Consider the following 25,786-nt stretch of genomic DNA (forward strand, 5'->3'; position numbering starts at 1 on the left):
CATGCCGTCTGCCATTCCCTACCGCAGCGATACGGTACTGAGCGCAGCATCGCTCAGTCCTGTTCTCATCTGGACGACCGTCTTGCTAGCGGTATTGATCGCCGTCTTGTTATGGCTCAAGAAGAAAGGCGTGATCGCGCGTTGGCAAGGTGGGGCGCAGGGAGCCGTTGCGGCTGGGGCCATCGTAAAGCGCTCGGAGTACCGGGTAAGCCGCCACACGGTCGTGCATTTGCTGGAAATCGAGGGCGAAAGGATCGTGGTTGCCGAATCCAGGGGCCAGATCAGTCTGCAACGCCTGGGTCCGACAGCAGGAGCCTCCACGTGACGCGCCTGCACGCCGGTCGCCGTTTATTGGCTGGACTTGCCGCAGTGGGCTTGTTGGTCGTCGCTACCACTGCTTGCGCAGATCCGCTGGGCGAGGTGATGAACGCTGCAGGCAAGCAGGAATTTTCGTCCACGTTGCGTGTCTTCGTGCTGATGACGATGCTCTCGTTCATCCCGGTCATCGTGATCGGGATGACATGCTTCACCCGCATCATCGTTGTGCTGGCCCTGCTGCGACATGCGCTGGGCATCCCACAGACGCCGCCCAATAGCGTGCTGATCACCTTGGCGATGCTCCTCACCCTGTTTTCGATGGGGCCTGTGCTGGACAAGGTTCAGCGCGACGCGTTCTCTCCCTATCTGGCGAACCAGATCACTGCGACAGAGGCGGTATCGCGGGCAACGCCTGCGCTACGCGACTTCATGGTCCGCCAGACGCGCGAGTCCGATCTGTTGGCGGTTACTGAAATGGCACGCGCAGCGCCGCCCAGGACGGTAGAGGACATCCGCTTCACCCATCTGGCGGCCGCTTTCATCTTGAGCGAACTGAAGACCGCGTTTCAGATGGGGTTCGTGATCTTCCTTCCGTTTCTGATGATCGACCTGGTGGTCTCGGCGGTGCTGATGGCGCTGGGCATCATCATGCTGCCCCCGGCAACCGTCAGCCTGCCGCTCAAGCTCTTGCTGTTTATTTTGATCGACGGATGGGTGCTCGTGTCCAGGACGCTGCTGGGCAGCATCTGGTCCTGAGCTGCGATGGACAGGGAGGCACTTGTCGCCGAGCTTTGGAGACGCTTCAAGGCCGACCACGATCTGCAGGCCAGGGATTTTCTGGTGACGGAGTATTCGCCCTGGGCCAGGTTGGTTGCCGCGGATGTGTATCGGCGTATTGGTCGCCGCGACCTGGATTGGGCCGATCACCTGCAGAACGCGCATGTCGGGATGCTGGAGGCGATGACCCGGTACGACCCGTCACGTGCGATTCCATTCACTTTGTACGCAAAACGCCGTGTACGGGGCGCTGTATTCAATGGCGTCCGCCAACAAAAGCGTTCCAGTCGGGCCGAAGACTCCATCGATGTCGTTGCCGACGACACCGGCGGACTGGAAGGTTTCATCGGTTCGATTCTGGAGATCGCCACCCAGCATCTGGTCGAGCATGCCACCGATGCGTGGCCTGGGCGGGATCTCGCAGAGGAACAGGCGCGCGGTATTCTTGCGCAGGCAATGTTGCAGCTGGCGCCACGGACGCGGGAGATCTTCATGTCCCACTATTACCTGCACAAACCGTTCGTTCAGATCGCAGGTGAGCTAGGCGTGACCAAGGGCAGGGTCTCCCAGTTGCATTCGCAAGGGCTCGGGATCCTGCGCGCGCAACTGAATGACGGATGTTTCCAGAAAGGCGACTTTCTGTAGCATCCGCCCCGAGCGCGTCCTGGGTGGCTTGCATTGCGCGTTTGGGTTGGGGCATCGATCCTGGCCGTCTACCAGGGGCTGTCCGACCGGCACGTATGCGAAAGAGTTTGTCCATGGCGTGCACTCCGGAACCGCTCACCTGCAGTCATTAGACACTGGACATACATCCACGCTGCCAAGCTATCCACTCAACGTTGGCGTGGAGCAGCATCGTGGCGAAGAAGAGAACGTTGGCGCGGTTTCTGGCCGAGACGCTGCAGAGCGCGGGCGTGGAGCGGATCTGGGGGGTGACCGGCGACAGCCTCAATGGCTTGACCGACGCGCTGCGCGAAATGCAGACCATCGCGTGGATGCACGTGCGTCACGAAGAAGTTGCCGCGTTCGCCGCAGGCGCGGAGGCGGCAGTGACCGGCCAGTTGGCGGTGTGCGCCGGCAGTTGCGGGCCGGGCAACCTGCATTTGATCAACGGCTTGTTCGACTGCCATCGCAGCCGGCAGCCGGTGTTGGCGATCGCCGCGCACATCCCCTCGTCCGAGATCGGGCTGAAGTATTTTCAGGAAACCCACCCGCAGGAGCTGTTTCGCGAATGCAGTCACTTCGTGGAATTGGTGACCAACCCGGCGCAGTTGCCGGAAGTGCTGCATCGTGCGATGCGCTCGGCGATCCTGCAGCAAGGTGTGGCCGTGGTGGTGATTCCCGGCGATATCGCGTTGCTGGATGTGGACAGGCATGTCTCCAGTGAATGGCCGGCACTGCGTCAGCCGCGTGTGCTGCCTGCCGACGAGGATGTACGGCAATTGGCCGTGCTATTGCAGCAAAGCAAAGCGGTGACCCTGTTGTGCGGCAGTGGCTGCGCCGGCGCGCATGATGCGGTGGTGGCCTTGGCCGATACCTTGGGGGCACCGGTGGTGCATGCGCTGCGCGGCAAGGAATACGTGGAGTGGGAAAACCCGTTCGATGTCGGCATGACCGGCCTGATCGGTTTCAGTTCCGGCTACCACGCGATGCTCAACTGCGACACCTTGATCATGCTGGGCACCGATTTTCCGTATCGGCAGTTCTATCCGAAGGACGCGACCATCGTGCAGGTGGATCGCGACCCGAGCGCACTTGGGCGGCGCACACCACTGCAATTGGGCATCGCAGCCGATGTGGGCGAAACCATCGCGGCATTGCTGCCGCATTTGCAGCGCCGCGAAGAACGCGGCTTCCTGGAAAAATCGCTTACGCACTACCGCAAGGCGCGCGAAGGACTGGACGATCTGGCGGTGCCGGCAGATCCGGGCGAGCCATTGCACCCGCAGTTCGTGACCCGGCTGATCAGCCAGATTGCCGATCAGGATGCGGTGTTTACCTGCGATGTCGGCACGCCCACGGTGTGGGCGGCGCGCTACTTGCGCATGAATGGCAAGCGCCGCTTGCTGGGGTCGTTCAATCACGGCTCGATGGCCAATGCGATGCCGCAGGCGCTGGGCGCGCAAGCGGCATTCCCGGGACGGCAAGTCATTTCGCTGTCGGGCGATGGTGGCTTTGCGATGCTGATGGGCGATTTCATTTCGCTGGCGCAGTTGAATCTGCCGGTGAAGGTGGTGGTGTTCAACAACGCATCGTTGGGTTTTGTGGCGATGGAAATGAAGGCGGCCGGGTACCTGGATACCGGCACCGAGCTGCGCAATCCGGACTTTGCGGCGATGAGCAACGCGATGGGCATCCTGGGGATTCGCGTGGATGAGTCATCGCAACTGGAACGCGCATTGCGGCAGGCCTTCGCGCATTCGGGTCCGGCGTTGGTGGATGTGAGGATCGCCACGCAGGAGCTGGCGGTGCCGCCGGCGATCAAGCTCGAACAGGCCAAGGGCATGGGCCTGTATCTGCTCAAGGCGGTGATGAGCGGGCGTGGCGATGAAGTGATCGAGTTGGTGAAGACCAACCTGCGTTAATTCAGTTGCACTCGCGCACACTGGCTGACCTCTTCAGGCCGCTTCGCCCATGCCCCGTTCGCTGCTCCGGCAACTGTTGCTGATCTGGATGGTGATCGTGGCCGCCTGTCTGGGCGTGGCCACGGTGTTGTACGGCTTGTACCGGCAGACCGAGGGAGTGCGGCTGGAGGAGGCGCGGCAGCAATTGAGCGGTCAATGCGCGCGCATCGTGCAGCGCTATGTCGGGGCCAGCGAGGCGGCACGTAGCGGCGACGATGGCGTGGGCCTTGCGGCGGTGGTGGTGCACCTGGTGCTGGCCGATGCTTCAGGTGTCGAAGGTGGCGTCTGGGACCTGCACAGAGGCTTTGTTGCCTATGCGTACCCGACCTACGACGGCAGCGATCACAAGACCGATATTCCCGCCGCGGAGTGGGCCAATATCGTCAGGACGGCGCAGCAGAGCGTGAGCGAGAAGAAGGCGGCGCAGTACCGTCGCGACGGTCGTCGCGAGGTGCTGCTGATCAGCGCCTGCCCGCTGTCATCGAACAGCGCGGCATGGACGATGACCCGGGTGCCGGCCAGCAAGGCCGATGCCTGGCGGCCGCTGGTCGTCGGCATGCTGTTGATCTTTGCCATGGTGGCGATGTCGGCGATTGCGCTAGGCGTGTTGGTGCGGCGCTGGAGCCAGCGCCTGCAGCGCATCCAGCAGGCGCTGGCCGCCGACACCCAGACGCCGCATATCCCGCCGACCGGCACGCCGGAGCTGGACCGGTTGGGCGCAGCGGTCAATGACTATGCGCAACGCAACGCGCAGGCACTGGCGCAGACCCGCCGCCTGGCCGACGAGTTGTCGCGACACGAACGGCTCGCTGCACTCGGACGCATGACGGCCACGGTGGCGCATGAAATCCGCAACCCGATCGCCACGATGCGGTTGGCGCTGGAGAACGAAATCGCACGCCGCGATGCGACGCCGGACGATGCCGCGCATGGCGAGTTGATGCTTGGGCAGATCCGTCGCCTGGACGGCGTGGTCGAGAGCCTGCTCGGCATGGTGCAGCCGATCCGCCTGCAGCTGGAGACGGTAGTGGTGCAGGACTGGCTGACGGCCCTGCTGGAGCCGAGCCTGGCGCCGCCGGGCACGCCGCCGCCCCGCTTGCTGCTGCCGGCTGTGCCGCTGCGCTGGACCCTGGATCCGCAGCAACTGGGGCGTGCGGTGCACAACCTGGTGCGCAATGCCATGCAGCATGCCGATCCAGGCAGCGAGGTCACGCTGCAGGCGGCAGACGTGGAGGGCATGTTGCAGCTGCAGGTCTCCAACCGTGGCGCGGCAATCGCTGAACCGATCGCTGCGCACTTGTTCGAACCGTTCGTCAGTGGCCGCACGGATGGCAATGGTCTTGGGCTGGCGCTGGTGCGCGAGATCGCGCGCGCGCACGGCGGGCAGGCACGCTACACACATGCCGACGGGCTGACGCATTTCATCCTGGAGTTGCCATGGCGTGCATCCTGATCATCGACGACGACGCGGCGTTTCGCACGACCTTGCAGGCCACCTTGCGCTCGCTCGGGCACACGGTGGTGGCGGCCGACAACGGGCCGGACGGACTGGCGCGGCTGAGCGAAGGCGGGATCGACATGGCGTTCGTGGATTTCCGCATGCCGGGCATGGATGGCATCGCGGTGCTGCGCGCACGCCTGGACGACGCGCAGGCGCGGCAGGTGCCGCTGGTGATGCTGACCGCCCATGTGTCCAGCGGCAACACCATCGAAGCGATGACGTTGGGTGCCTTCGATCATCTGGTCAAGCCTGTGGGACGCGCCGACATCGTCGAGGTGGTGGAGCGCGCGCTGCTCAGCCGTGCCGATGCACAGGCAGCAGCGACGGAAACGCAACAAGCCCCGCACGAGGACGACGATGCGTTGGTCGGCCACAGCCCGGCGATGCGCACGGTGCACAAGCGCATCGGGCTGGCGGCGGCGTCTGATCTGCCGGTGCTGATCACCGGTGAAACCGGCACCGGCAAGGAATTGGCCGCACGCGCCTTGCACCGCGCCAGTCAGCGCGCCGAGGCGCCGTTCGTTGCGGTCAACTGCGCGGCCATTCCACTGGAGTTGATGGAAAGCGAATTGTTCGGCCATCGCAAGGGTGCGTTTTCCGGCGCCAGCAGCGACCGTCTTGGGCTGATTCGCGAAGCCGATGGCGGCACCTTGTTTCTCGACGAAATCGGCGACATGCCGCTGCCGATGCAAGCCAAGCTGCTGCGCTTCCTGCAGGAAGGCGAGGTGACGCCGTTGGGCGGCAGCGGCCCGCAGAAAGTGGATGTGCGGGTGCTGGCCGCCACCCATCGTGACCTGGCGGCCTGCGTGGCCGACGGGCGCTTTCGCAGCGATCTGCGTTACCGCCTCAATGTGGTGCCGATCGAATTGCCGCCATTACGAGAACGCGGCCAGGACATCCTGCTGCTGGCGCAGCACTTTCTGAGCGCCAATGCAGCGCGCGCGCAGAGCCTGTCGCCGGCTGCACAGGAGCGCCTGCTTGCGCACCGCTGGCCTGGCAACGTGCGCGAGCTGCGCAACGTCATGCAGCGCAGCCAGGTCATGGTGCGCGGTACCAGCATCGATGCGGCGGATCTGGACGACGCGCTGGCCGAGGCCGGCGAGGCGCCGCCAGATGGTGTGTCGGCGCCGACCGGGACACTGCCCGAAGCGGTGGCGCGGCTGGAAAAACAGATGATCCAGTCGGCCCTGGAACACAGCCAGGGCAACCGCGCCGAGGCCGCGCGCCGGCTGGGGATCCACCGGCAACTGCTCTATCGCAAGCTGGAGGACTATGGCCTGTGACGATCGCGCGCATCGACCGCCGACCGGGTTGCAGCTGTCCCCGAAGCGGACAGGGTGCATGAAATGCAGACGTCTTCATCTCGACATTGGCCAATGAAATCCTTATTAAAACAAGCACTTGGTGATTGGCACGATTACTGCTTCGTCTCTGGTACGCGGCCCCTTCCCGCCGCGCTGGAGACATTCCCATGATGCGTCAGACCGTTCTTGCAATTGCCCTGGCCTGCACCGTCGGCGCCGCCGCTGCACAGGTTGCCGCCCCGCCGCCGCCGCCGGCTCCCAATGGCCCGATCGGCGGCCCGCCGGCTCCGCCCACCCCCGTTGCGGCCACGCCGGTGAGCGTGAGCGGTACCGTGGAGCGCTTCATGCTCAACCCCAATGGCGACGTCGACGGCCTGTGGCTGCGCGATGGCACCCAGGTCGGGTTTCCGCCGCATTTGTCCACCGAAGTGAAGGCTGCGGTACGTGCCGGCGACAGTGTCGTCGTGCAGGGCTTCCGCCTGGGCAATCTGCCGGTACTGCAGGTCAGTTCGATCCGCTCCGGCCGTAGCGGCCGCGAGGTGGTCGATCGCCCGCCCACCTTCGGCGCGCCGCCACCGCCGCCGCCGACCCCGGGTCAGCTGACCCCGCTGCAGGCCGATGGCAAGATCCAGCGCCTGGTGTATGGGCCTGCCGGTGAGGTCAATGGTGCCCTGGTCAGCGATGGCACGGTGGTGCGGATGCCGCCGCATCTGGCGCTGCAGTTCGCCGATCTGTTGCGCGTCGGCGCGCCGCTGAGCGCCAGCGGTTTCGGCGTGGCCACCCCGGACGGCCGTGCGATCGAGGCCACCCAACTGGGCCGCGACCGCTCTTCGCTGCGTGCATTGTTTACCGCACCGCGTCCGGACGGCCCGCTGCCGCCGCCCCCGCCGGGCGCTGCGGTCCCGCCGGCCGGTCGTTGAGTCGCACCGCACGTTTCTGGTTTGTTGGTTTCCTCCGCTGGCCACGCCCCCGCGTGGCCAGCGGCTTGATCGGCAGTGCCGGTCTTTTTTCGGAGTAACACCATGCATTGGGTCGACCCTGATTTCCTCCCCGCCACCCGCGGCACCCTGGCGCGTTTCCTGCTCAATCCCAAGGCCGATATCGATGGCCTGCTCCTCACCGATGGCACCGAAGTGCACACGCCGCCGCATCTGTCGGAGGCACTGCTGAAGGCACTCAAGCCTGGCAGCGCGCTCACCGTGCGTGGTCTCAAGCCGCGTGACGTGGACATGCTGGTGGCGTTGGCGATCGATCCTGAAGGTGGCAAGCGCATCCTGGATGAAGGCCCGCATGGGCCGCATGCCAAGCCCAAACCCAAGCCGCCCGGCAAACCGCCCAAGCCGGAAGTCACCCAGCACAGCGGCACCATCACCCGGCTGCTGCACGGTCCGCACGGGCAGGTGCATGGCGTGCTGCTCGACGACGCGGTCACGGTGCGGTTTCCGCCGCACGCCGGTGGCGACTTCGCCAAACAGCTGGTGGTTGGCAAACCACTGGTGGCCGAAGGCGATACCAAGGCCACGCCGCATGGTGTGCTGATCCATGCCCATGCCTTGGGCGGCAAGGCGGCGACGCTGAAGCAGATCGAGCATCCGCCGCACGGGCCCGGGCACAAACCCAAACCCAAACCCAAACCCAAACACTAGGAGCCGGACATGCGGCCAACGCGCGCGGTTGAGATGCTCGCCCTCTGGTCTGCCACGCGCGCCGGCAGGCGCGCTGGCGTTACAACCGACAGTGGAGCATTGCCATGCCGATGACCAAGGCCAGGCCACGCGGTACGCGCGCGCTGGAAGCACTGCACTTCAGCGTGGCCGATGTGCAGGACGGGCTGGGACCGTTCCTCAGCGTGTTCCTGCAATCCAAGGGCTGGTCGGTAGCGGCGATCGGCACGGTGATGAGCGTGGGCGGCATTGCCGGCATGCTCGCCACCACGCCGGCCGGCGCGCTGGTCGATGCCACCCGGCGCAAACGTGCCGTGGTGGTGATCGGCTGCCTGGCGATCCTGCTTGCCACCGCGTTGATCTGGCTGCAACCCACCTCTTCCGGCGTGGTCGCCGCGCAGATCGCCTCGGCGTTGGCGGCGGCCGGCATTGGCCCGGCATTGACCGGGATTACCTTGGGGTTGGTGCACGCGCACGGCTTCGACCATCAACTGGCGCGCAATCAGGTGGCCAACCATGCCGGCAATGTGCTCGCCGCGGTGCTGGCCGGCTGGTTGGGATGGCGCTACGGATTCGCTGCGGTGTTTCTGCTCACCGCGTTCTTCGGCGTCCTGGCGCTGGTGGCGGTGCTGGCGATTCCGGCTGCGGCCATCGACCACCGCGCAGCACGCGGCCTGGCAAGCAACAACGATGGCGATGCGCTCAGTGGCTGGCGCGTGTTGCTGACCTGCCGCCCGTTGGCGCTGCTGGCGGTCACGTTGGGGCTGTTTCATCTGGGTAATGCAGCGATGCTGCCGCTGTACGGCATGGCAATCGTGGCGGCGCATGCCGGCGACCCAAGTGCGTTGACCGCCACGACCATCGTGGTGGCACAGGCCACGATGGTCGTGGTCGCGCTGCTGGCGATGCGCTGGATCCGCGTGCACGGGCATTGGTGGGTCTTGCTGATGGCCTTTATGGCCCTGCCATTGCGTGCGCTGGTGGCGGCCTCGGTGATCCATGGCTGGGGCGTATTTCCGGTGCAGATCCTCGATGGGCTCGGCGCAGGCCTGCAAAGCGTGGTGGTGCCGGCACTGGTCGCGCGGTTGTTGCAAGGCACTGGGCGCGTGAATGTCGGCCAGGGCGCAGTGATGACGGTGCAGGGTATCGGCGCGGCGCTGAGCCCGGCGTTCGGTGGCTGGCTGGCGCATGCCTTCGGTTACCGCACTGCGTTTCTGGCGTTGGGGGCGATTGCGTTGCTGGCGGTGGCCTTGTGGTCCGGCTGTCGCGGCATGTTGCAGACGGCGACCGCTGTGCAGATGGCGGCGTAATCGCCACGCAGTGCGCGCACGTGCGTGCGACGCGATTGATGGCTGTTGCGGCTGGCGCTCGATCCACCGTAATGCACTGGCGAGGATGCCAAAGTGCGATATGTGCAAGCTCGAGAGATGCCAAACAAGGCGCGCATCGAGCGTGCAGATAAGGCGGCACGCATGATCGCTTCAACGACCGCTGGCCGATGCGGTGTCTCTCGCCGTCGATCAAGCGCGGACACAATAGATCGACAGTGATCGTCGGACGTCTACGTGCCTCACTCAAGATCGCAACCGAAGCGTGGCAGTGCGGTTCCAATAGTGCGTGCGCCGCGGTGTCTCATTGCGTGCAAGCGTGCTTACTGGCCGCCAGCAAAATTCCATTGCCGCCAGGCTTCGAACACCATGACTGCCACGGTGTTGGACAGATTGAGGCTGCGGTTGTCCGGGCGCATCGGCAGACGGAGCCGGTGTTGCGGCGGAATCGACTCCAGCACCTCGGTCGGCAGGCCGCGGGTTTCCGGACCGAACAAAAATGCATCGCCATCGGCGAACTGCGGTGTGTCGTAGCGCACCGTACTGCGGGTGCTCAGTGCAAACACGCGCTGGGGCGCGATTGCGGCCAGGGCGCTGGGCAGGTCGGCATGCACCTTGAGCGGTGCGTATTCGTGGTAGTCCAGGCCGGCGCGCTTGAGCTGCTTGTCGCTGAGGTCGAAGCCGAGCGGCTCGATCAGGTGCAGGCGCGCGCCGGTGTTGGCGCACAAGCGAATCACATTGCCCGTGTTGGGCGGAATTTCGGGCTGAAACAGGATGACATCGAGGACGGGTGCTGGCATGCGCGCAAGTGTAGCTGCGTGCGTGCTTAAAGGCCGATGGCGGCGTTGACCAGCGCTTCCAGCTCGGCCGGCGAGGGCTGCAGCTTCGGTGCCGGCAGGTTGACGATGACCTGGCCCATCAGCGCACCAATGGCGCCAGCTGCCTGGCTGGAGGCGGTCTGCGCGCTGGCGGCGGCGCTGCGCACGACCAGGTCGGCGCGCTGTTCGGCCGAAGGACGCACCTGCACCGCAGCCAGAGTGACGATACGCGGGCCGGCCTGGTCGGCAGCCAGCGCAGCCAGCTGTTCGACCGAAGGACGCACCTGCACGGCGGCCAGGGTGTGGATGTCGCTGTTGCGCTCCAGCGTCTGCTGGGCGATCTGGTCGGCGGCCGGGCGCACCTGCACGGTCTCCAGCGTGGTCAGGCTGGCGGCCTGGGCAAGACCGGTGAGGGTGGCGCCGGCGAACAGGGTGGCGGAGAGGGCGATGCGCAGGGTCTGGGTTTTCATGGCGAGGTCTCTTGGTGTAGTTAGTCAGTGGTGTGGTAGTAATGTAGTACACCGTTTCGGTAGGAACAAGAACTTTCGTCGTTCTTTTTATTTTGTTCAGCTGAAAGTCAGTTTATGGAGCTGTGGATGGTTGCGAGAGATATCAGAGCAAACGGTGTGCCAATCAAGGATCCTTGTTTTTAAAGGGTTTTCAGGTTCGTAGCAGTGTCCGCGTCCGGACACCCGGACGCGCTGCAGGACGGCGGACATCGCAGCCAGACGGGCGTCCGCACGCAAGGCAAGGCAGTTCAGTGCGCTGAATGGGTGGATTGCGGCGACCACCACGCGCCGAATCGTTGGCAGGCAACTGCGGCACAATCCGGCTCTCCCCACAGGTGTGATGACTTATGCGCGTACTGATGCTGTCTGTTCTGGTTGCCACCACCACCGCGGCTTGCACCTGGGTGCCGATCGAACAAAGCGGCAAAAGCGTGCAGGTGCTGCCCGCAGGCCCCGTGCCAGCGGGATGTCAGCAGCAGGGCGAAGTGGTGGTGACGGTCAAGAGCAAGGTCGGTTTCTACAACCGCAACCCGCTGCGTGTGCAGGAAGAGCTGGAAACACTGGCGCGCAACGAGGCGCCTGGTGCCAATGCCAATGCGGTGCAGGCACAAGGTCAGCCAGCCGATGGCAGCCAGCGTTTCAACGCCTTCCGCTGCCCGCCGCGCTGAACCGTTGGGCTGGGGCGCTGGCGATTCAAATGTAAAGATGCGGTAAAACCAGCCAGCGGCTAGACTAGCGCCCCCTCGCCTGACGCCATGGCGCTACTTCGATGCTCTTCCAGAATGTCTCCATTGCGGGACTGGCGCATGTTGATGCGCCGCACACGCTGACTTCCAAGGAAATCAACGAACGCCTGCAACCGACCTACGACCGCCTCGGGATCAAGACCGACGTGTTGGGCGACGTTGCCGGTATCCATGCACGGCGCTTGTGGGACCAGGATGTCCAGGCCTCGGACGCCGCCACCCAGGCTGCGCGCAAGGCGCTGATCGACGCCGGCATCGGCATCGAGAAGATCGGCCTGCTGGTCAACACCTCGGTGAGCCGCGACTACCTGGAGCCGTCCACCGCCTCCATCGTGTCCGGCAACCTGGGGGTGAGCGACCACTGCGTCACCTTCGACGTGGCCAACGCCTGCCTGGCCTTCATCAACGGCATGGACATCGCCGCGCGCATGCTTGAGCGCGGCGAGATCGACTACGCGCTGGTCGTGGATGGCGAAACCGCCAACCTGGTTTACGAAAAGACCCTTGAGCGTATGACCTCGCCGGACGTCACCGAGGAAGAGTTCCGCAACGAACTCGCCGCGCTGACGCTGGGTTGCGGTGCAGCAGCCATGGTGATGGCGCGCACCGAGCTGGTCCCCGACGCCCCGCGCTACAAGGGCGGCGTGACCCGCTCGGCCACCGAGTGGAACAAGCTGTGCCGCGGCAACCTGGACCGCATGGTCACCGACACCCGGCTGCTGCTGATCGAAGGCATCAAGTTGGCGCAGAAGACCTTCCTGGCTGCACGCCAGGTGCTGGGCTGGGCGGTGGACGAACTGGACCAGTTCGTGATCCACCAGGTCAGCCGACCGCACACCGCCGCATTCGTGAAGTCGTTTGGCATCGATCCGGCCAAGGTCATGACCATCTTCGGCGAACACGGCAACATCGGCCCGGCTTCGGTGCCGATCGTGTTGAGCAAGCTCAAGGAACTCGGCCGCCTGAAGAAGGGCGACCGGATTGCGCTGCTGGGCATCGGTTCGGGCTTGAACTGCTCGATGGCGGAAGTGGTTTGGTGAGTGTTGCTGGCTTAGGCGCGGCATAAGCGTTGGTTGATGCCGCACTGAGTCGCCGCTTAGGAAAGAAAGTGGTAGAAAAGTTTCCTTATTGGCCCGACCGTCGGTTGTAAGGAAAACGATGCCACATCGCACGACGGGTCATTACGTCTCCGGGGCCTTGGCCGCAAGCCGCTATCAGGCCTTCATCCCGGATCCGTTACCGCCACAGCCCGCCTTGGATTTCACCGCGGCCGAGCTGGTGGCGCGCAAAGAGCGCGCCGACCAGGCGCTGGGACGGCTGGACGGCATCACACTGATGCTGCCCGATCCGGAACTGTTTCTGTATCAGTACGTGCGCAAGGAAGCATTGCTATCGTCCCAGATCGAAGGGACGCAGTCGTCGCTGTCGGACCTGTTGTTGTTCGAAATGGACGCCGCGCCCGGTGTGCCCATCGACGATGTCGAAGAAGTCTCCAACTACGTTGCCGCGCTCAATCATGGACTTCGGCGCTTGCGCGAGGACGACTTTCCGCTATCGCTGAGGCTGTTGCGCGAAGTGCATGCCTTGCTCCTGCAGGGCGGGCGCGGAGCTGGCAAACAGCCGGGAGAATTTCGCCGAAATCAGGTCTGGATCGGTGGCGCGTCGCCCGCACTGGCACAGTTCGTCCCGCCACCACCGGATGCATTGCCTGCAGCGCTGGCTGCGCTCGAACAGTTTCTGCACGCCTTGCCCGGGCAGATGCCGCCGTTGGTGAAGGCAGCGCTTGCGCATGTGCAATTTGAGACCGTCCATCCCTTCAGCGATGGCAACGGGCGCCTGGGGCGCCTGCTGATCACCTTGATCCTGTGCAGCGAAGGCGTATTGCGCGCACCTAGCCTGTATCTGAGCCTGTACTTCAAACGTCGCCGTGCCGAGTATTACGACCGCCTCAATGCAGTCAGGACACGTGGCGATTGGGAAGGGTGGCTGGGCTTCTTTCTGGATGGCGTCGCGGAAACAGCGCAACAGGCTGTCGATACGGCGCAGCGGCTGCTCGCGCTGTTGGCACGTGATCGCGCACGGATCACGGCGCTGGGTCAGCGTGCCGGCAACGTCGGGTTGGTGTTCGAGCACTTTGCACGCCGTGTCGTCTTGTCCGTGCCGCAGGTTGCGCCGCAGCTGTCGCTGAGCGCGCCGACCATCCGCGCGGCAATACGCACCCTTGAGCAACTGGACATCGTCAACGAACTCACCGGACAGCAGCGGCATCGCATCTTTGCGTACCAGGCCTACCTCAACATCCTCAGCGAAGGCGCGCAGCCGCTATGACTGATGTAACGTGCGCGCTCTGTTGCGCCGCCGCCGATGGGGTCCGCGTGTCACTGTCGTGGCCGAGCGTACCGGTCGCACGTCAACATATTCATGAGAGAGATCCCGCTGCATTTGCAGATGCTGCGACAGGGCGCATTGCCTTGGATTCAACACAGTCGAGAAATCAATGAACTACCCAGGCTATCCCTTCACCCCACGGCGCCTCGATGTGCGGCCCGGCGTTGCGATGTCGTATCTGGACGAAGGTCCGCGCGATGGCGAGGTGGTCGTGATGCTGCACGGCAATCCGTCGTGGAGCTATTTGTGGCGGCATCTGGTCAGCGGTCTTTCCGATCGCTACCGCTGCATCGTGCCGGACCATATCGGCATGGGCCTGTCCGACAAGCCGGACGATGCGCCCGATGCGCAGCCGCGCTACGACTACACCCTGCAGTCGCGCGTCGACGATCTGGAGACCTTGTTGCGGCATCTGGGCATCACCGGCCCGGTCACGCTGGCGGTGCACGACTGGGGCGGCATGATCGGGTTCGGCTGGGCGTTGTCGCATCATGCGCAGGTCAAACGGTTGGTGATCACCAATACCGCCGCATTCCCGTTGCCGCCGGAAAAGCCGATGCCGTGGCAGATCGCGATGGGCCGCCATTGGCGACCGGGCGAGTGGTTCATCCGCTCGTTCAATGCGTTTTCGTCCGGTGCTTCATGGTTTGGCGTGTCGCGCCGCATGCCGTCGGCCGTGCGCCGCGCCTATGTCGCGCCCTACGACAACTGGCGCAATCGCATCTCCACGATCCGTTTCATGCAGGACATTCCGCTGTCGCCGGCCGACAGGGGGTGGTCGTTGCTGGAGCGCTCCGCACAGGCCTTGCCGTCGTTTGCCGACCGCCCTGCGTTCATCGCCTGGGGCCTGCGCGATATCTGTTTCGACAAGCACTTTCTGGCCGGTTTTCGCCGCGCATTGCCGAACGCAGAAGTGACTGCATTCGAGGATGCCAATCACTACGTGCTGGAAGACAAGCACGAGGTGCTGGTGCCGGCGATTCGCGCGTTCGTGGACGCGCATCCTATTGAGGGCTGATTTGCATGGGCGACTTGCTAACCGGTCTATCAGAGCAGCGTCCGCTGACGATAGTCATTGCCTCTCAAGCTTCTTAGCAGGAGCGCTCAGTGGCGCCTTTCTTCAGCATCGCGCTAGCGCCAAGCGTGCGTCGGATACATTTAGGCTAACTCTGCTTGAGGCCTTCTCAGGCATGTATCCGACACCGTCGAACTGGCCTTCTAACGTCGACACAAGATTACGGTCCGTCTATCCGAAGCTGGAGCAAGCCGTGGAGGCTTTTAGGCCTCATATTTCCTGGTGGAGGAAGCGATCCTTCAACCATGCATGGTTCCTCTACAGGCTGGGTGAGGAGGGGCGTGAGATCGATGTCCAGGTCTATCATCAGTACATGGAGTTCATTGAGGTGGGTCAGCCCTTCATTGATCCCCAAAAAGTTTTTAAGACGAATGTCCATCGACTGCTCACATTTGCGGCAAAAGCCTGAAACTACAGGTTGAACTGCCGGTGTCTTATATCTCCGGCGGTGGATTTTTTTCGCTCTCACGCACGTCCGACCAGTCAGCCTCGGTCAGCGCATGCAGACCATGCGCCAGGCGCGACTTGTCGCATTGCGCACTGCGCTGCCCGAATTCCAGCGACGCCGGCACGGCGGCGCAGGAGGACGGGCGGCGGTCGTGGATGCTGCAGCGGCTGTAGCGGCCGATGTCGGCATCCAGCGCAATGCAGCGTGGCTGCGATTGCGAGGTGCCGCGCATCACGCGCTCGTGCGTACGCAAGGAGTCGGTCAGTTCGATCGGTACCCTGCCGCCCAATGCGGGATCGGCTTCGCTCCAGTGGAAACTGACGCGGAAATAGGCGCAGCAAGCGCCGCAGGTAAGGCAGGGGTGTGCCATGGATGCCGGGCCTGGCGCGGCGAAATCGCGTGGGGAGCGCGGCATTCTGACCGAACCGTGCCGCGATACAAGAGGCAGGAGGCCGCCGCCGCTAAGCGATTCATGCGTCGGCATCGCGGGGGCGCGTGCCCCGACGACGGCGCGCATCCGTCGCAAGTCCAGCTGGGCCCTGCGCACAAGCGGCCGGCACCGTGAGTGCATGGGTGATAATACGGCGATGACTACTCTCTGCAATATTGCGGCCACCTTGCCGCAGCTGGCGCGCGAGCGCCCCGATCAGATCGCCATCCGCTGCCCCGGCCGCCGCGCCGCCAATGGGTTTGCCGCCTACGACGTGACCTTGAGCTATGCCGAACTGGATGCACGCAGCGATGCGATCGCCGCCGGCCTGGCGCTGCACGGCATCGGCCGTGGCGCGCGCGCGGTGGTGATGGTGCGGCCGTCGCCGGAATTTTTCCTGTTGATGTTTGCGTTGTTCAAGGCCGGTGCGGTGCCGGTGCTGGTCGATCCGGGCATCGACAAGCGCGCGCTCAAACAGTGTCTGGACGAGGCGCAGCCGCAGGCGTTCATCGGCATACCGCTTGCGCAACTGGCGCGCCGCTTGCTGCGCTGGGCGCGCTCTGCCAGGCAGATCGTCACCGTCGGCGGACGCTACGGCTGGGGCGGGGTGACGCTGGCGCGCGTGGAGCGCGATGGTGCCGGCGCCGGCAGCCAACTGGCCGATACCGCGCCCGACGATGTCGCGGCGATCCTGTTCACCAGCGGCTCCACCGGGGTGCCCAAGGGCGTGGTCTACCGGCATCGGCATTTTGTCGGGCAGATCGAATTGCTGCGCAATGCGTTCAACATGCAGCCCGGTGGCGTGGACCTGCCCACGTTTCCACCGTTTGCCTTGTTCGATCCCGCTCTTGGGCTGACCTCGGTGATTCCGGACATGGACCCGACGCGCCCGGGCAGCGCCGACCCGCGCAAGCTGCACGATGCGATCGCGCGCTTCGAAGTGACGCAGTTGTTCGGTTCGCCGGCATTGATGCGCGTGCTGGCCGACTACGGGCAGCCGCTGCCCAACGTGCGCCTGGCGACGTCGGCAGGCGCACCGGTGCCGCCGGATGTGGTGGCCACCATCCGCGGGCTGCTGCCGGCCGATGCGCAATTCTGGACTCCGTACGGCGCCACCGAATGTCTGCCGGTGGCCGCGATCGAAGGCCGCACCCTGGACGCAACGCGCGCTGCCACCGAAGCCGGTGCCGGCACCTGTGTGGGGCAGGTGGTCGCACCCAATGAGGTGCGCATCATCGCCATCGACGATGCGGCCATTGCCGATTGGAGCGACGTACGCGTGCTGGCGACGGGCGAGGTCGGCGAGATCACCGTCGCCGGACCCACCACCACCGACACCTATTTCAACCGCGATGCCGCCACGCGGATCGCCAAGATCCGCGAGCGCAGCGACGATGGCAGCGAGCGCATCGTGCACCGCATGGGCGATGTGGGCTATTTCGATGCGGAAGGACGCTTGTGGTTCTGCGGGCGCAAGACCCATCGCGTGGAAACGGCCACCGGCCCGCTGTACACCGAGCAGGTGGAACCGGTGTTCAACGTGCATCCCCAGGTGCGGCGTACGGCGCTGGTCGGTGTCGGCGCAGCCGGACAGCAGCAGCCGGTGCTGTGCGTGGAATTGCAGCCGGGGGTGGCGGCGTCGGCGTTTGCGGACGTGCAAACCGCCTTGCGTGCGCTGGGCGCTGCGCATGCGCATACCGCCGGTATCACGCGCTTCCTGCGGCATCCGAGTTTTCCGGTCGACATCCGCCACAACGCCAAGATCGGCCGCGAGAAACTGGCGGTCTGGGCAGCGCAGCAGCGTGCATAAGCACATGCAGCGGTGCGCGCATCTCCGTGGTTCTTCCGTGTTTCCTCTTGTGATCGGTGTAAAGCGATGAAGATTCTGGTGACCGGCGGTGGTGGATTTCTTGGCCAGGCGTTGTGCCGCGGCTTGCGTGCGCGTGGGCACGAGGTGGTGAGTTTTCAGCGCGGCGATTACCCGGTGCTGCAGAGCCTGGGTGTGGGCCAGATCCGTGGCGACCTGGCCGACCCGCAGGCGGTGCGACATGCGTTCGACGGGATCGATGCGGTGTTTCACAACGCCGCCAAGGCCGGCGCCTGGGGCAGCTACGACAGCTATCACCAGGCCAATGTGGTGGGCACGCAGAACGTGCTCGACGCATGCCGCGCCAATGGCGTGCCGCGGTTGATCTACACCTCCACACCCAGCGTCACCCATCGCGCCACCAACCCTGTGGAGGGCCTGGGCGCCGACGAGGTGCCGTATGGCGAAGACCTGCGCGCCGCGTATGCGGCGACCAAGGCGATCGCCGAGCGTGCGGTCCTGGCGGCCAACGATGCGCAGCTGGCCACCGTCGCATTGCGTCCGCGGCTGATCTGGGGGCCGGGCGACAATCATCTGTTGCCGCGGCTGTCCGCGCGCGCGCGCGCCGGTCGCCTGCGCATGGTCGGCGATGGCAGCAACCTGGTGGACAGCACGTACATCGACAACGCCGCGCAGGCGCATTTCGATGCGTTCGAACACCTTGCAGTGGGGGCTGCCTGCGCAGGCAAGGCGTACTTCATTTCCAATGGCGAACCGCTGCCGATGCGCGAGCTGCTCAATCGCTTGCTGGCTGCCGTCGATGCGCCGGCAGTCACGCGCTCGTTGTCGTTCAAGACCGCATATCGCATCGGTGCAGTGTGCGAAACGCTATGGCCACTGTTGCGTCTGCCAGGCGAAGTGCCGTTGACGCGGTTTCTGGTAGAACAGTTGTGCACGCCACATTGGTACAGCATGGAACCAGCGCGTCGCGACTTCGGCTATGTGCCGCGCATCAGCATCGAAGAAGGCCTGAAACGGCTGCGATCCTCATCTTCCAACGACATCGCCATCACCCGATAAAGACCGCCGGCTCTTCAGGATACGTCTGCGCCGATTCGGCACGACAACTTCTGGAACCCTTGCCATGCTGCATTACGCCATCATCTTTTTCGTCATCGCTATCATCGCCGCTGTGCTGGGCTTCAGCGGTATCGCCGGTGCGGCGACCAACATCGCCTGGATCCTGTTCGTGGTGTTCCTGATCCTGGCAGTGATCTCGATGTTCCGTCGCGGCAAGGTATAACGCTTAGCTGCGATACGTCACGGCAGCGGCGCTGCCGGTTGGCGCTCACAAGGCCCGCTTCTGCAAGGAAGCGGGCCTTGTGCGTGATGACGGGAAATAAGCACTTTTTCACGGATTACAGCGGTTCTTTTCCAGATGCTGCACCTGCTTGCCATTGGCCAGCATGGCATCGCAATCGGCGCAGAACCCAGCTGCCGATGCCGCGCCAGCGACGCGGGATTGACCTCGCATACCAGCGACGGCTGTCCTGCAGCATGGACCTGATGGATGAGTTCATCATACCGCTGCGTGGCATGGCCGCGCCGAGTTGTGTGTGCGGCAATGACGATGCGATCGACATACACGAACCGCGCGAAGCGCTCGCCATCCAGGCGACGTTCGTATTGGCATACGGCGCGTCTTGATCCAGCGCGAGCAGTAGGCCGACAGCCGGTGCGGCAGTGCATGCGAGCCACGCGATCTGCAGCGAGATCGTCAGGCCGTCTGTGTGGCGCAAGGACCGTTCGGTGGCATGCGTCGTGTTGAGTGCAAGCAATCCGGCGCGGTCGTGCGGTTGTACGGCGCGCAGCTGCATCGGGGTGATCAGTGCGGGTCGACTGCGCTACGCAGTAATTGGTCGTCGGCATGCCGTTCCAGCGCCAGCTCGATCAACCGCGTGATCAGGCCGCGATAGTCCAGTCCGCTTGCCTGCCACAATTTCGGATACATGCTGATGCGCGTGAAGCCCGGCAGCGTGTTGACCTCGTTGAGCACGATGCGCCCATCGGCGCACAGAAAGACATCCACGCGCGCCATGCCTGCGCAGTCCAGCGCCTGATAGGCCTGCACCGCGATGTGCTGGATGCGCTGCTGGGTCTGCGCATCGATGTCAGCCGGAATCACGATCTCGGCTCCGTGGTCGCTGATGTATTTGGTCTGGTACGAATAGAACGCGTCGTGCACCACCACCTCGCCGCAGACGCTTGCTCGCGGCGCGGCATTGCCGAGCACGGCGCATTCGATTTCGCGCCCGGCAATGGCCGCTTCCACCAATACCTTATGGTCATAAGCCAACGCCAATGCGAGTGCGGCAGCGAATTCGTCGGCCGTGCGTACCTGGCTGACCCCGACGGAAGATCCCTGGTTGGCCGGTTTGACGAACATCGGCAAGCCCAACTGCGCGATCAACGCATCCACATCGGCCTGTGCGGCGTTGTGGCGGTTGACGCAGACGAACGGTGCCACCGCCAGCCCGGCATCGCGCAACACGCGCTTGGCCATGTCCTTGTCCATCGCGACCGCCGAGCCGAGCACACCGGAGCCCACGAAGGGCAGGTTGGCCATGCGCAGCAGCCCCTGCAGCGAGCCGTCTTCCCCCAGTGTTCCGTGCACGATGGGAAACACGACATCGATGTGCGCCAGCGCCTGCTCCGGCTGGATGGGACGCAATTGCTGCTGTTGCGCGCCCGGTAGCAGTGCCACCCCGCGACCACTGCGATGCAGCGCAATGCGCGCCGGGTCGTCGGCATGGAGCAGGAAGCTGTCGGGGTCGTTGACATGCCAGTGGCCTTGCTTGTCGATCCCGATCAGCACCGGCTCGAAGCGTTGCGGATCCAGCGCATCCAGGATAGTGCGCGCCGATTGCAACGAGACCTCGTGCTCGGCCGATTTGCCGCCGAAGATGAGGCCGACCCGAATCTTGCGCATTGCCCGCTCCTGCCGCCGCGAATGGAAGCCGCCAGGATGCCTGAGGCGTGCGCACTGAAGGAAGTCCTGCAGCGCCAGGCAGTGCTGCCACACCGCCGTCAAGCAGCTGCGACATGCAGGGACGGTAGAATGCAGGCATGCCCGGATCACTCTTCACTTCCCTCAAGCCGCTCGCCGGCCAGGCCCTGCAGGCAGCGCTCAACCGTGCGCTGGCGCTGGACCCGGATACCCGCGACGCCCTGCTGCCGCTGGAAGGCCAGCGCATCGCGCTGACCCTGGAGGCGCCCGCGCTGGCCCTGCAGATCCGTGTGCACGAGCGCCGATTGCTGGTCGGCCCGGTCGATCAGGCACAGGAACCTGACCTGGCGGTGCGCAGCAGCCTGGCCGGTTTGCTCGGGCAACTGCCGCTGCTGGCCAACGCACGTCGCACCGGCGCGCCGGCCGGCCGGCTCAAGGTCTCCGGCGATGCCGAGTTGGCGCGCCAGCTACAACAACTGGCCGGCCGCTTCGACCCGGATTGGCAGTTGCCGTTCGTGGCGGTGTTCGGCGAGATCCTGGGCGTGCAGATCGCTGGCGCGGTGCGCGCATCGCTGCAGCAGGCACGTCGCAGCGCAGTGGATCTGGCGCACAGCGCGGCCGAATTCGTCACTGAAGAATCGCGCGATGTGGTGCCACGCGCCGAGCTCGAAGCCTTCCACGACGACGTGGACGAACTGCGCGACGATGTCGAGCGGTTGGCCGTGCGCGTAAGCCGCCTGCGCGCGCGCGGAGACGCGGCATGAAGGCGATCCTGCGGGCAAGCCGCATCGGCCGGGTAATCCTGCGCTACCGCCTGGATGCCTTGCTGGAAGGCACCCCGGCAGAGCGCTGGCTGCGCCTGGCCAAACCATTCGTGCCGCGTGCCAGTGCCGAAATCGCCGCGCAATCGCGCGGTGCGCGGCTGCGCCTGGCGCTGCAGGAGCTGGGGCCGATCTTCGTCAAGTTCGGGCAGATTCTTTCCACCCGGCGCGATCTGATTCCGGCCGACGTGGCCGAAGAACTCACCTTGTTGCAGGACCGGGTCAAGCCATTCGATGGGCAAGCCGCGCGCCTGATCGTGGAAGGCGCACTCGGCCTGCCGGTCAGCGTGGCGTTTGCCAGCTTCGACACGGTGCCGCTGGCGTCGGCGTCGATCGCGCAGGTGCATGCGGCCACGTTGCCGCCAGATGCCAACGGCGTGCGCCGCGAAGTGGTGGTCAAGGTATTGCGCCCGGATATCGAGCGCCAGATCGATGCCGATATCGCCTTGCTGCATTCGCTGGCCACCTTGGTCGAACGCACCCATCCGCGCGCCGATAAGATCCGTCCACGTGAAGTGGTGGCCGAGATCGAAGGCACCTTGGCCGCTGAACTCGACCTGCAGCGCGAAGGTGCCAATGCCAGCGTGTTGCGCCGGTTCTGGGAAGGCTCTGACGATCTGTACGTGCCCGAGGTGATCTGGTCGCACACCGCCGAGCGTGCGCTCACGCTGGAACGCGTGTACGGCATTCCATCCGACGACATCGCCAAGCTTGATGCGGCCGGTATCGATCGCAAGGCGCTCGCAGCCAAGGGCGTGCGGGTGTTCTACACGCAGGTGTTCCGCGACAACTTCTTCCACGCCGATGCACACGCCGGCAACATCTGGGTCGATTCGGACCCGGAACGTCGGCTCAATCCGCGTTTCATCGCGCTGGATTTCGGCATCATGGGCCAGCTCTCACAGGAAGATCAGTACTACCTGGCCGAGAACTTCATGGCGATCTTCCACAAGGACTACCGCCGCATGGCCGAGTTGCACGTGGAGGCGGGCTGGATGCCAAGCAACGTGCGCATCGACGAGCTGGAAGCGGCCGCGCGCTCGGTGTGCGAGCCGTATTTCACCCGGCCGCTGTCGGAAATTTCGCTGGCGCAGGTGCTGATCAAATTGTTCCGGGTGGCGCAGCGCTATGAATTGACCCTGCAGCCACAGCTGATCCTGCTGCAGAAAACGCTGCTCAATATCGAAGGCGTCGGCCGGCAACTCGACCCCAAGCTGGATATCTGGGCAGTGGCACGGCCTGTGCTCGAACGCATCCTGCGCGAGCGTTACAGCCCGCGCCGCGTGCTGCGCGAACTGAGCAAGCGTCTGCCGGAAATCATGACCCACGCGCCGGACATGCCGCGGCTGGTGCACAGCTGGCTGAAGCAGCAGGTGGAAGGCCGTCATCAGGTGGACATCCGTTCAACCGAGCTGCGCGCACTGGATCTGAGCCTACGCAAGCTGCAGACCCGCGTGGTCACCGCCATCACCGGTAGCGGGTTATTGGTGGTCGCGGCGGTACTTTACGGCCTGCATCCGGATGGCTGGTACCTGGGCACGGTGCCGGTGTGGAGCTGGATCAGCGGCGGCGCCGGATCGGCAGCGCTGCTGGTCGCCTGGCTGCGGCGTTAGGGCACGGCCATGCCCGACGACGCAACCGCCGCACTGGATGTACCGCCGCGCACGCACAGTTCCAGCTATCCGCCGGTGTTCGCCGCGCAGATGGGCGGCCGCCAGAAGCGTGCGCTGGGTGACGTGTTCGGACTCCGCAACTTCGGTGTCAACCTGACCACGTTGGCGCCAGGTGCACGCTCGGCGCTGCGCCATGGGCATTCGCTGCAGGACGAATTCGTCTACATCGTCAGCGGTGCGCCGACCCTGATCACCAACGCGGGCGAGCAGTTGCTGCAGCCGGGCATGTGCATCGGATTCCGCGCCGGTGACGGCGATGCGCATTGTCTGATCAATCGTAGCCAGGCGGCGGTGACATATCTGGAAGTGGGCGACCGCAGCGCCGGCGATTGCGTCACCTATCCGGACGACGATCTGATGCTGGTCAGTACTGAAGACGGGCAGTGGTCGTACCGGCACAAGGACGGCACGCCGTACTGAGCGCGCTTGCGGTGAGCGATCCGCGGGCTCGGCCACCGCTGTTGGTCAGTTCAACCGGCTGGCCGGCGCAGCGACGCGGTGGCAGACGCTGGCGGCGATGCGGATAATCCGCCGGTGAGCATATCCCCCAAGCATCTGCAGATTCTCTACCAGGACGATGTCCTGGCGGTCGTCGACAAACCCGCGGGCCTGATGGTCCACGACAGCAAGCTGGCGCGCGGGGAGGACGACTTCCTGGCCGACCGCCTGCGTGAGCAGCTGGGCAAGCCGATCTTTCTGGTGCACCGGCTTGACCGTGCTACCAGCGGCTGCCTGCTGCTGGCCTTCGATCGCGACAGTGCGAGTGCGCTCGGCAAGGCCCTGATGGCGGGCGAGGTGGAGAAACATTATCTGACCGTCTGCCGCGGCTGGCCGGCCGAGGAACGCTTCATCGTCGACCATGACTTGGATGGCGGGCCGGGCAAGCCAATCAAGAAATCGGCGGTGACGCATTTTCAGCGTTTGGCCACCGGCGAGCTGGAGATTCCCTCCACCGGTTTTACGACTTCGCGTTACGCACTGCTGCGTTGCCAGCCGCAGACTGGCCGCTTCCGGCAGATTCGCCGACACATGAAGCACCTGTCGCACCACATGATCGGCGACACCAGCCACGGCGACGGCCGCCACAACCGTAGCTTCCGCATGCTGGGCATCCATCGCATGTTGCTGCACGCCGAACGCCTGGAATTTCCGCATCCGGCCGATGGCAGGCGCATCAGCGTCACCGCGCCGCTGGATGTGGAATTTTCCAAGGCGTGTGCGTTGTTCGAGTGGGAGATGGCGGGGTTGGGCGTCATGCAGACGGCGTGATGTGGCGTGCCTGGTTCACAGATCCAGACACTCACTCGGCCTGCAAGATATCTGCGCGAGCGTCCCCTCACCCTAACCGCTCTCCCGCAGGCGGGCGAGGGGCTCAAGCGCGACGCTCAATGTCCGCCTTCCGCGTTGCTGCCTTCCCTGCTCGTCTTCCCCTTCCGCGTTGCTGCCTTCCCCCGCCTGCGGGGGAAGGTGCCCGAAGGGCGGATGGGGGCAGGCTCGCCGCTGCGCGCTCAAGACAGCAGCGCTTCCGGCGGGAGAAGCGCCAAGAGAGATCGAGACGACTACTCGGCCTGCAAGACATCTGCGCAGGCGTCCCCTCACCCCAACCCCTCTCCCGCAGGCGGGAGAGGGGCTCAAACGCGCGAGGGGCTCAAGCGCCACGCTCAATGCTCGCCTTCCACGCGTTGCCGCTTTCCCTGTCCGCCTTCCGGGTTGCTTCCTTCCCTGCTCGTCTTCCCTTGCGCGTCGCTGCCTTCCCTCGCCTGCGGGGAAGGTGCCCGAAGGGCGGATGGGGGCCTGCTTGCAACAGGCGCTTTCCCGGTGGGGAGAAGGACGCACCGTGTTCTTCCGTCACCAGAAAGGTAAAGCGCCGCCGTCACCAACAACGCCATCCAACCCCGCACCCGCACCCGTCGCAGCGATCACGCGGTTCGCACTCTCCAAGCTCGATTCTCCAATCCCCGCCCCTCAGGGCTTCTGCCCCGCAGCAGGCTCATTGACGATCTTCTCCAGGTCCTTCTGCAGGTCGGCAAACAGCGGCAGCATCTTCTGCTGGATCGCACCCATCAGGTTCTGAGTCAGGGCCGGGGTCTTGTCGAGCAGGCTTTGGCCGGCCGAGCTCTCGTAGAACTCGGCCATGGCCAGCACGTCCTCGCGCGAGAACGAGCGCTTGTAGATGTCCACATACATCGGCCGCAACTCCGACCACGACAGCGCCTTGCGCACGGTCTGGCGGGTGCGTTCCTGGATGCGCTGCAACTGCGCCTGTTGCTCGGCGTCGAGCTGGCGTTGTGCGGTGAGTTGGGCGAATTGCTGCTGCTGCATCGCTTCGATCTGCGGCAGCATCGTGTCCAGCATGGTCTGCGCGCGCGAGGCGGCCAGCAGACGGTTGATGTCGGCATCGCTGGGCGCCTGCGCCAGTGCGGCCGGGGCGGCCGCAACCAGCAGGGCCGCCAGCAGCAGCCGGCGAGCGAGGCCGCGCGTGGCCGCGAGCGAAGAAGAAGGTGTCATCGGAGCATCCTGCAAACGGGGGACCGGCCGCAGCATACGG

26 protein-coding genes are annotated in these 25,786 nt (G+C 64.8%); 20 read left to right on the plus strand and 6 right to left on the minus strand.

The features are described 5' to 3' along the window. The first annotated feature begins 1 nt into the window (after position 1). The 9 genes from XpruCFBP8353_RS18450 (at position 2) to XpruCFBP8353_RS18490 (ending at position 9,498) form a co-directional block, all read left to right on the plus strand. On the plus strand, positions 2–325 hold the full coding sequence (locus tag XpruCFBP8353_RS18450) for a hypothetical protein (protein ID WP_101364517.1): 324 nt from the start codon (positions 2–4) through the stop codon (positions 323–325). A gap of 134 nt (positions 326–459) precedes the next feature. Beyond that, positions 460–1,074, plus strand: coding sequence for a flagellar type III secretion system pore protein FliP (fliP, locus tag XpruCFBP8353_RS18455; protein ID WP_243391166.1), 615 nt, complete (start codon positions 460–462; stop codon positions 1,072–1,074). Positions 1,075–1,080: 6 nt separating this feature from the next. Then, positions 1,081–1,740, plus strand: a complete 660-nt coding sequence (locus XpruCFBP8353_RS18460) for a sigma-70 family RNA polymerase sigma factor (protein WP_101364519.1) — start codon at positions 1,081–1,083, stop codon at positions 1,738–1,740. Positions 1,741–1,970: 230 nt separating this feature from the next. Next, positions 1,971–3,680 carry a ubiquinone-dependent pyruvate dehydrogenase gene (gene poxB, locus XpruCFBP8353_RS18465; RefSeq protein ID WP_207759688.1) on the plus strand — a complete coding sequence of 570 codons (1,710 nt, stop codon included), beginning with the start codon at positions 1,971–1,973 and terminating at the stop codon, positions 3,678–3,680. A gap of 49 nt (positions 3,681–3,729) precedes the next feature. Then, positions 3,730–5,172: a sensor histidine kinase gene (locus XpruCFBP8353_RS18470; protein WP_101364520.1), complete on the plus strand. Its 1,443-nt coding sequence runs from the start codon at positions 3,730–3,732 to the stop codon at positions 5,170–5,172. Beyond that, on the plus strand, positions 5,157–6,503 hold the full coding sequence (locus tag XpruCFBP8353_RS18475; protein ID WP_101364521.1) for a sigma-54-dependent transcriptional regulator: 1,347 nt from the start codon (positions 5,157–5,159) through the stop codon (positions 6,501–6,503). Before XpruCFBP8353_RS18470 ends, XpruCFBP8353_RS18475 begins: the two co-directional genes overlap by 16 nt. Before the next feature lie 188 nt (positions 6,504–6,691). Beyond that, the gene (locus tag XpruCFBP8353_RS18480; protein ID WP_101364522.1) at positions 6,692–7,444 is read left to right on the plus strand and encodes a hypothetical protein; all 753 of its coding nucleotides are present in this window, start codon (positions 6,692–6,694) and stop codon (positions 7,442–7,444) included. A gap of 102 nt (positions 7,445–7,546) precedes the next feature. Next, positions 7,547–8,170: a hypothetical protein gene (locus tag XpruCFBP8353_RS18485; RefSeq protein ID WP_101364523.1), complete on the plus strand. Its 624-nt coding sequence runs from the start codon at positions 7,547–7,549 to the stop codon at positions 8,168–8,170. Between the two features lie 104 nt (positions 8,171–8,274). After that, positions 8,275–9,498 (plus strand): MFS transporter, encoded by a 1,224-nt coding sequence (locus XpruCFBP8353_RS18490; protein ID WP_101364524.1) that lies wholly within the window; start codon positions 8,275–8,277, stop codon positions 9,496–9,498. A 341-nt stretch (positions 9,499–9,839) separates the two neighbouring features. Here the strand turns inward: XpruCFBP8353_RS18490 and XpruCFBP8353_RS18495 are convergent, their stop codons facing one another. After that, the gene (locus XpruCFBP8353_RS18495) at positions 9,840–10,316 is read right to left on the minus strand and encodes a tRNA (cytidine(34)-2'-O)-methyltransferase (protein ID WP_101364525.1); all 477 of its coding nucleotides are present in this window, start codon (positions 10,314–10,316) and stop codon (positions 9,840–9,842) included. 26 nt (positions 10,317–10,342) lie between these two features. Beyond that, positions 10,343–10,804, minus strand: a complete 462-nt coding sequence (locus XpruCFBP8353_RS18500; protein ID WP_101364526.1) for an XAC0231 family protein — start codon at positions 10,802–10,804, stop codon at positions 10,343–10,345. A 386-nt stretch (positions 10,805–11,190) separates the two neighbouring features. On the opposite strand from XpruCFBP8353_RS18500, the gene XpruCFBP8353_RS18505 reads away from it, so the two are divergent. The 4 genes from XpruCFBP8353_RS18505 to XpruCFBP8353_RS18520 all read left to right on the plus strand — a co-directional run bounded on the left by XpruCFBP8353_RS18505 (position 11,191) and on the right by XpruCFBP8353_RS18520 (position 14,995). Beyond that, entirely contained in the window at positions 11,191–11,511 is a 321-nt protein-coding gene (locus tag XpruCFBP8353_RS18505; RefSeq protein ID WP_010370565.1) for a DUF4156 domain-containing protein, read from the plus strand. Positions 11,512–11,612: 101 nt separating this feature from the next. Next, entirely contained in the window at positions 11,613–12,629 is a 1,017-nt protein-coding gene (locus XpruCFBP8353_RS18510) for a 3-oxoacyl-ACP synthase III (protein WP_101364527.1), read from the plus strand. 118 nt (positions 12,630–12,747) lie between these two features. Further along, on the plus strand, positions 12,748–13,917 hold the full coding sequence (locus XpruCFBP8353_RS18515; protein ID WP_207759686.1) for a Fic family protein: 1,170 nt from the start codon (positions 12,748–12,750) through the stop codon (positions 13,915–13,917). Between the two features lie 169 nt (positions 13,918–14,086). Then, positions 14,087–14,995 carry an alpha/beta fold hydrolase gene (locus tag XpruCFBP8353_RS18520; RefSeq protein ID WP_101364528.1) on the plus strand — a complete coding sequence of 303 codons (909 nt, stop codon included), beginning with the start codon at positions 14,087–14,089 and terminating at the stop codon, positions 14,993–14,995. A gap of 491 nt (positions 14,996–15,486) precedes the next feature. Here XpruCFBP8353_RS18520 and XpruCFBP8353_RS18530 read toward each other — a convergent pair whose 3' ends face one another. Further along, entirely contained in the window at positions 15,487–15,870 is a 384-nt protein-coding gene (locus XpruCFBP8353_RS18530; protein ID WP_101364637.1) for a YkgJ family cysteine cluster protein, read from the minus strand. Between the two features lie 217 nt (positions 15,871–16,087). Here XpruCFBP8353_RS18530 and oleC point away from each other — a divergent pair, with 217 nt between their 5' ends. From oleC to XpruCFBP8353_RS18545, 3 genes are all read left to right on the plus strand, one after another. Beyond that, positions 16,088–17,740, plus strand: a complete 1,653-nt coding sequence (oleC, locus tag XpruCFBP8353_RS18535; protein ID WP_101364530.1) for an olefin beta-lactone synthetase — start codon at positions 16,088–16,090, stop codon at positions 17,738–17,740. Positions 17,741–17,806: 66 nt separating this feature from the next. Further along, positions 17,807–18,817, plus strand: a complete 1,011-nt coding sequence (gene oleD, locus XpruCFBP8353_RS18540) for a 2-alkyl-3-oxoalkanoate reductase (protein ID WP_101364531.1) — start codon at positions 17,807–17,809, stop codon at positions 18,815–18,817. Between the two features lie 64 nt (positions 18,818–18,881). After that, the gene (locus XpruCFBP8353_RS18545) at positions 18,882–19,040 is read left to right on the plus strand and encodes a DUF1328 domain-containing protein (protein ID WP_003468167.1); all 159 of its coding nucleotides are present in this window, start codon (positions 18,882–18,884) and stop codon (positions 19,038–19,040) included. Positions 19,041–19,155: 115 nt separating this feature from the next. Here the strand turns inward: XpruCFBP8353_RS18545 and XpruCFBP8353_RS24115 are convergent, their stop codons facing one another. Together XpruCFBP8353_RS24115 and ddlA are read right to left on the minus strand one after the other, a co-directional pair. Next, positions 19,156–19,614 carry a hypothetical protein gene (locus XpruCFBP8353_RS24115; protein ID WP_157935130.1) on the minus strand — a complete coding sequence of 153 codons (459 nt, stop codon included), beginning with the start codon at positions 19,612–19,614 and terminating at the stop codon, positions 19,156–19,158. Between the two features lie 8 nt (positions 19,615–19,622). Continuing rightward, positions 19,623–20,726: a D-alanine--D-alanine ligase gene (ddlA, locus tag XpruCFBP8353_RS18555; RefSeq protein ID WP_101364532.1), complete on the minus strand. Its 1,104-nt coding sequence runs from the start codon at positions 20,724–20,726 to the stop codon at positions 19,623–19,625. Positions 20,727–20,863: 137 nt separating this feature from the next. Here ddlA and XpruCFBP8353_RS18560 point away from each other — a divergent pair, with 137 nt between their 5' ends. From XpruCFBP8353_RS18560 to XpruCFBP8353_RS18575, 4 genes are all read left to right on the plus strand, one after another. Beyond that, positions 20,864–21,508: a ubiquinone biosynthesis accessory factor UbiJ gene (locus XpruCFBP8353_RS18560; RefSeq protein WP_101364533.1), complete on the plus strand. Its 645-nt coding sequence runs from the start codon at positions 20,864–20,866 to the stop codon at positions 21,506–21,508. Next, entirely contained in the window at positions 21,505–23,178 is a 1,674-nt protein-coding gene (gene ubiB, locus XpruCFBP8353_RS18565; protein WP_101364534.1) for a ubiquinone biosynthesis regulatory protein kinase UbiB, read from the plus strand. The genes XpruCFBP8353_RS18560 and ubiB overlap by 4 nt, the downstream gene beginning before the upstream one ends. Positions 23,179–23,187: 9 nt before the next feature. Next, positions 23,188–23,658 (plus strand): cupin domain-containing protein, encoded by a 471-nt coding sequence (locus tag XpruCFBP8353_RS18570; protein ID WP_101364535.1) that lies wholly within the window; start codon positions 23,188–23,190, stop codon positions 23,656–23,658. A gap of 78 nt (positions 23,659–23,736) precedes the next feature. Further along, positions 23,737–24,507 carry a pseudouridine synthase gene (locus tag XpruCFBP8353_RS18575; protein ID WP_101364536.1) on the plus strand — a complete coding sequence of 257 codons (771 nt, stop codon included), beginning with the start codon at positions 23,737–23,739 and terminating at the stop codon, positions 24,505–24,507. A 696-nt stretch (positions 24,508–25,203) separates the two neighbouring features. Here the strand turns inward: XpruCFBP8353_RS18575 and XpruCFBP8353_RS18580 are convergent. Beyond that, positions 25,204–25,782, minus strand: coding sequence for a DUF2059 domain-containing protein (locus XpruCFBP8353_RS18580; RefSeq protein ID WP_162301111.1), 579 nt, complete (start codon positions 25,780–25,782; stop codon positions 25,204–25,206). Positions 25,783–25,786: the final 4 nt, after the last annotated feature.

The organism is Xanthomonas prunicola, from assembly GCF_002846205.1.
GTDB lineage: Bacteria > Pseudomonadota > Gammaproteobacteria > Xanthomonadales > Xanthomonadaceae > Xanthomonas > Xanthomonas prunicola.

Bases quoted from the DNA above. Each gene is read 5' to 3' on its own strand.
- XpruCFBP8353_RS18450 (WP_101364517.1), top strand. From the start codon at position 2: ATGCCGTCTGCCATTCCCTACCGCAGCGATACGGTACTGAGCGCAGCA.
- XpruCFBP8353_RS18460 (WP_101364519.1), top strand. From the start codon at position 1,081: ATGGACAGGGAGGCACTTGTCGCCGAGCTTTGGAGACGCTTCAAGGCC.
- XpruCFBP8353_RS18470 (WP_101364520.1), top strand. From the start codon at position 3,730: ATGCCCCGTTCGCTGCTCCGGCAACTGTTGCTGATCTGGATGGTGATC.
- XpruCFBP8353_RS18475 (WP_101364521.1), top strand. From the start codon at position 5,157: ATGGCGTGCATCCTGATCATCGACGACGACGCGGCGTTTCGCACGACC.
- XpruCFBP8353_RS18480 (WP_101364522.1), top strand. From the start codon at position 6,692: ATGATGCGTCAGACCGTTCTTGCAATTGCCCTGGCCTGCACCGTCGGC.
- XpruCFBP8353_RS18485 (WP_101364523.1), top strand. From the start codon at position 7,547: ATGCATTGGGTCGACCCTGATTTCCTCCCCGCCACCCGCGGCACCCTG.
- XpruCFBP8353_RS18490 (WP_101364524.1), top strand. From the start codon at position 8,275: ATGCCGATGACCAAGGCCAGGCCACGCGGTACGCGCGCGCTGGAAGCA.
- XpruCFBP8353_RS18495 (WP_101364525.1), bottom strand. From the start codon at position 10,316: ATGCCAGCACCCGTCCTCGATGTCATCCTGTTTCAGCCCGAAATTCCG.
- XpruCFBP8353_RS18500 (WP_101364526.1), bottom strand. From the start codon at position 10,804: ATGAAAACCCAGACCCTGCGCATCGCCCTCTCCGCCACCCTGTTCGCC.
- XpruCFBP8353_RS18505 (WP_010370565.1), top strand. From the start codon at position 11,191: ATGCGCGTACTGATGCTGTCTGTTCTGGTTGCCACCACCACCGCGGCT.
- XpruCFBP8353_RS18510 (WP_101364527.1), top strand. From the start codon at position 11,613: ATGCTCTTCCAGAATGTCTCCATTGCGGGACTGGCGCATGTTGATGCG.
- XpruCFBP8353_RS18515 (WP_207759686.1), top strand. From the start codon at position 12,748: ATGCCACATCGCACGACGGGTCATTACGTCTCCGGGGCCTTGGCCGCA.
- XpruCFBP8353_RS18520 (WP_101364528.1), top strand. From the start codon at position 14,087: ATGAACTACCCAGGCTATCCCTTCACCCCACGGCGCCTCGATGTGCGG.
- XpruCFBP8353_RS18530 (WP_101364637.1), bottom strand. From the start codon at position 15,870: ATGGCACACCCCTGCCTTACCTGCGGCGCTTGCTGCGCCTATTTCCGC.
- oleC (WP_101364530.1), top strand. From the start codon at position 16,088: ATGACTACTCTCTGCAATATTGCGGCCACCTTGCCGCAGCTGGCGCGC.
- oleD (WP_101364531.1), top strand. From the start codon at position 17,807: ATGAAGATTCTGGTGACCGGCGGTGGTGGATTTCTTGGCCAGGCGTTG.
- XpruCFBP8353_RS18545 (WP_003468167.1), top strand. From the start codon at position 18,882: ATGCTGCATTACGCCATCATCTTTTTCGTCATCGCTATCATCGCCGCT.
- XpruCFBP8353_RS24115 (WP_157935130.1), bottom strand. From the start codon at position 19,614: ATGCAGCTGCGCGCCGTACAACCGCACGACCGCGCCGGATTGCTTGCA.
- ddlA (WP_101364532.1), bottom strand. From the start codon at position 20,726: ATGCGCAAGATTCGGGTCGGCCTCATCTTCGGCGGCAAATCGGCCGAG.
- XpruCFBP8353_RS18560 (WP_101364533.1), top strand. From the start codon at position 20,864: ATGCCCGGATCACTCTTCACTTCCCTCAAGCCGCTCGCCGGCCAGGCC.
- ubiB (WP_101364534.1), top strand. From the start codon at position 21,505: ATGAAGGCGATCCTGCGGGCAAGCCGCATCGGCCGGGTAATCCTGCGC.
- XpruCFBP8353_RS18570 (WP_101364535.1), top strand. From the start codon at position 23,188: ATGCCCGACGACGCAACCGCCGCACTGGATGTACCGCCGCGCACGCAC.
- XpruCFBP8353_RS18580 (WP_162301111.1), bottom strand. From the start codon at position 25,782: ATGCTGCGGCCGGTCCCCCGTTTGCAGGATGCTCCGATGACACCTTCT.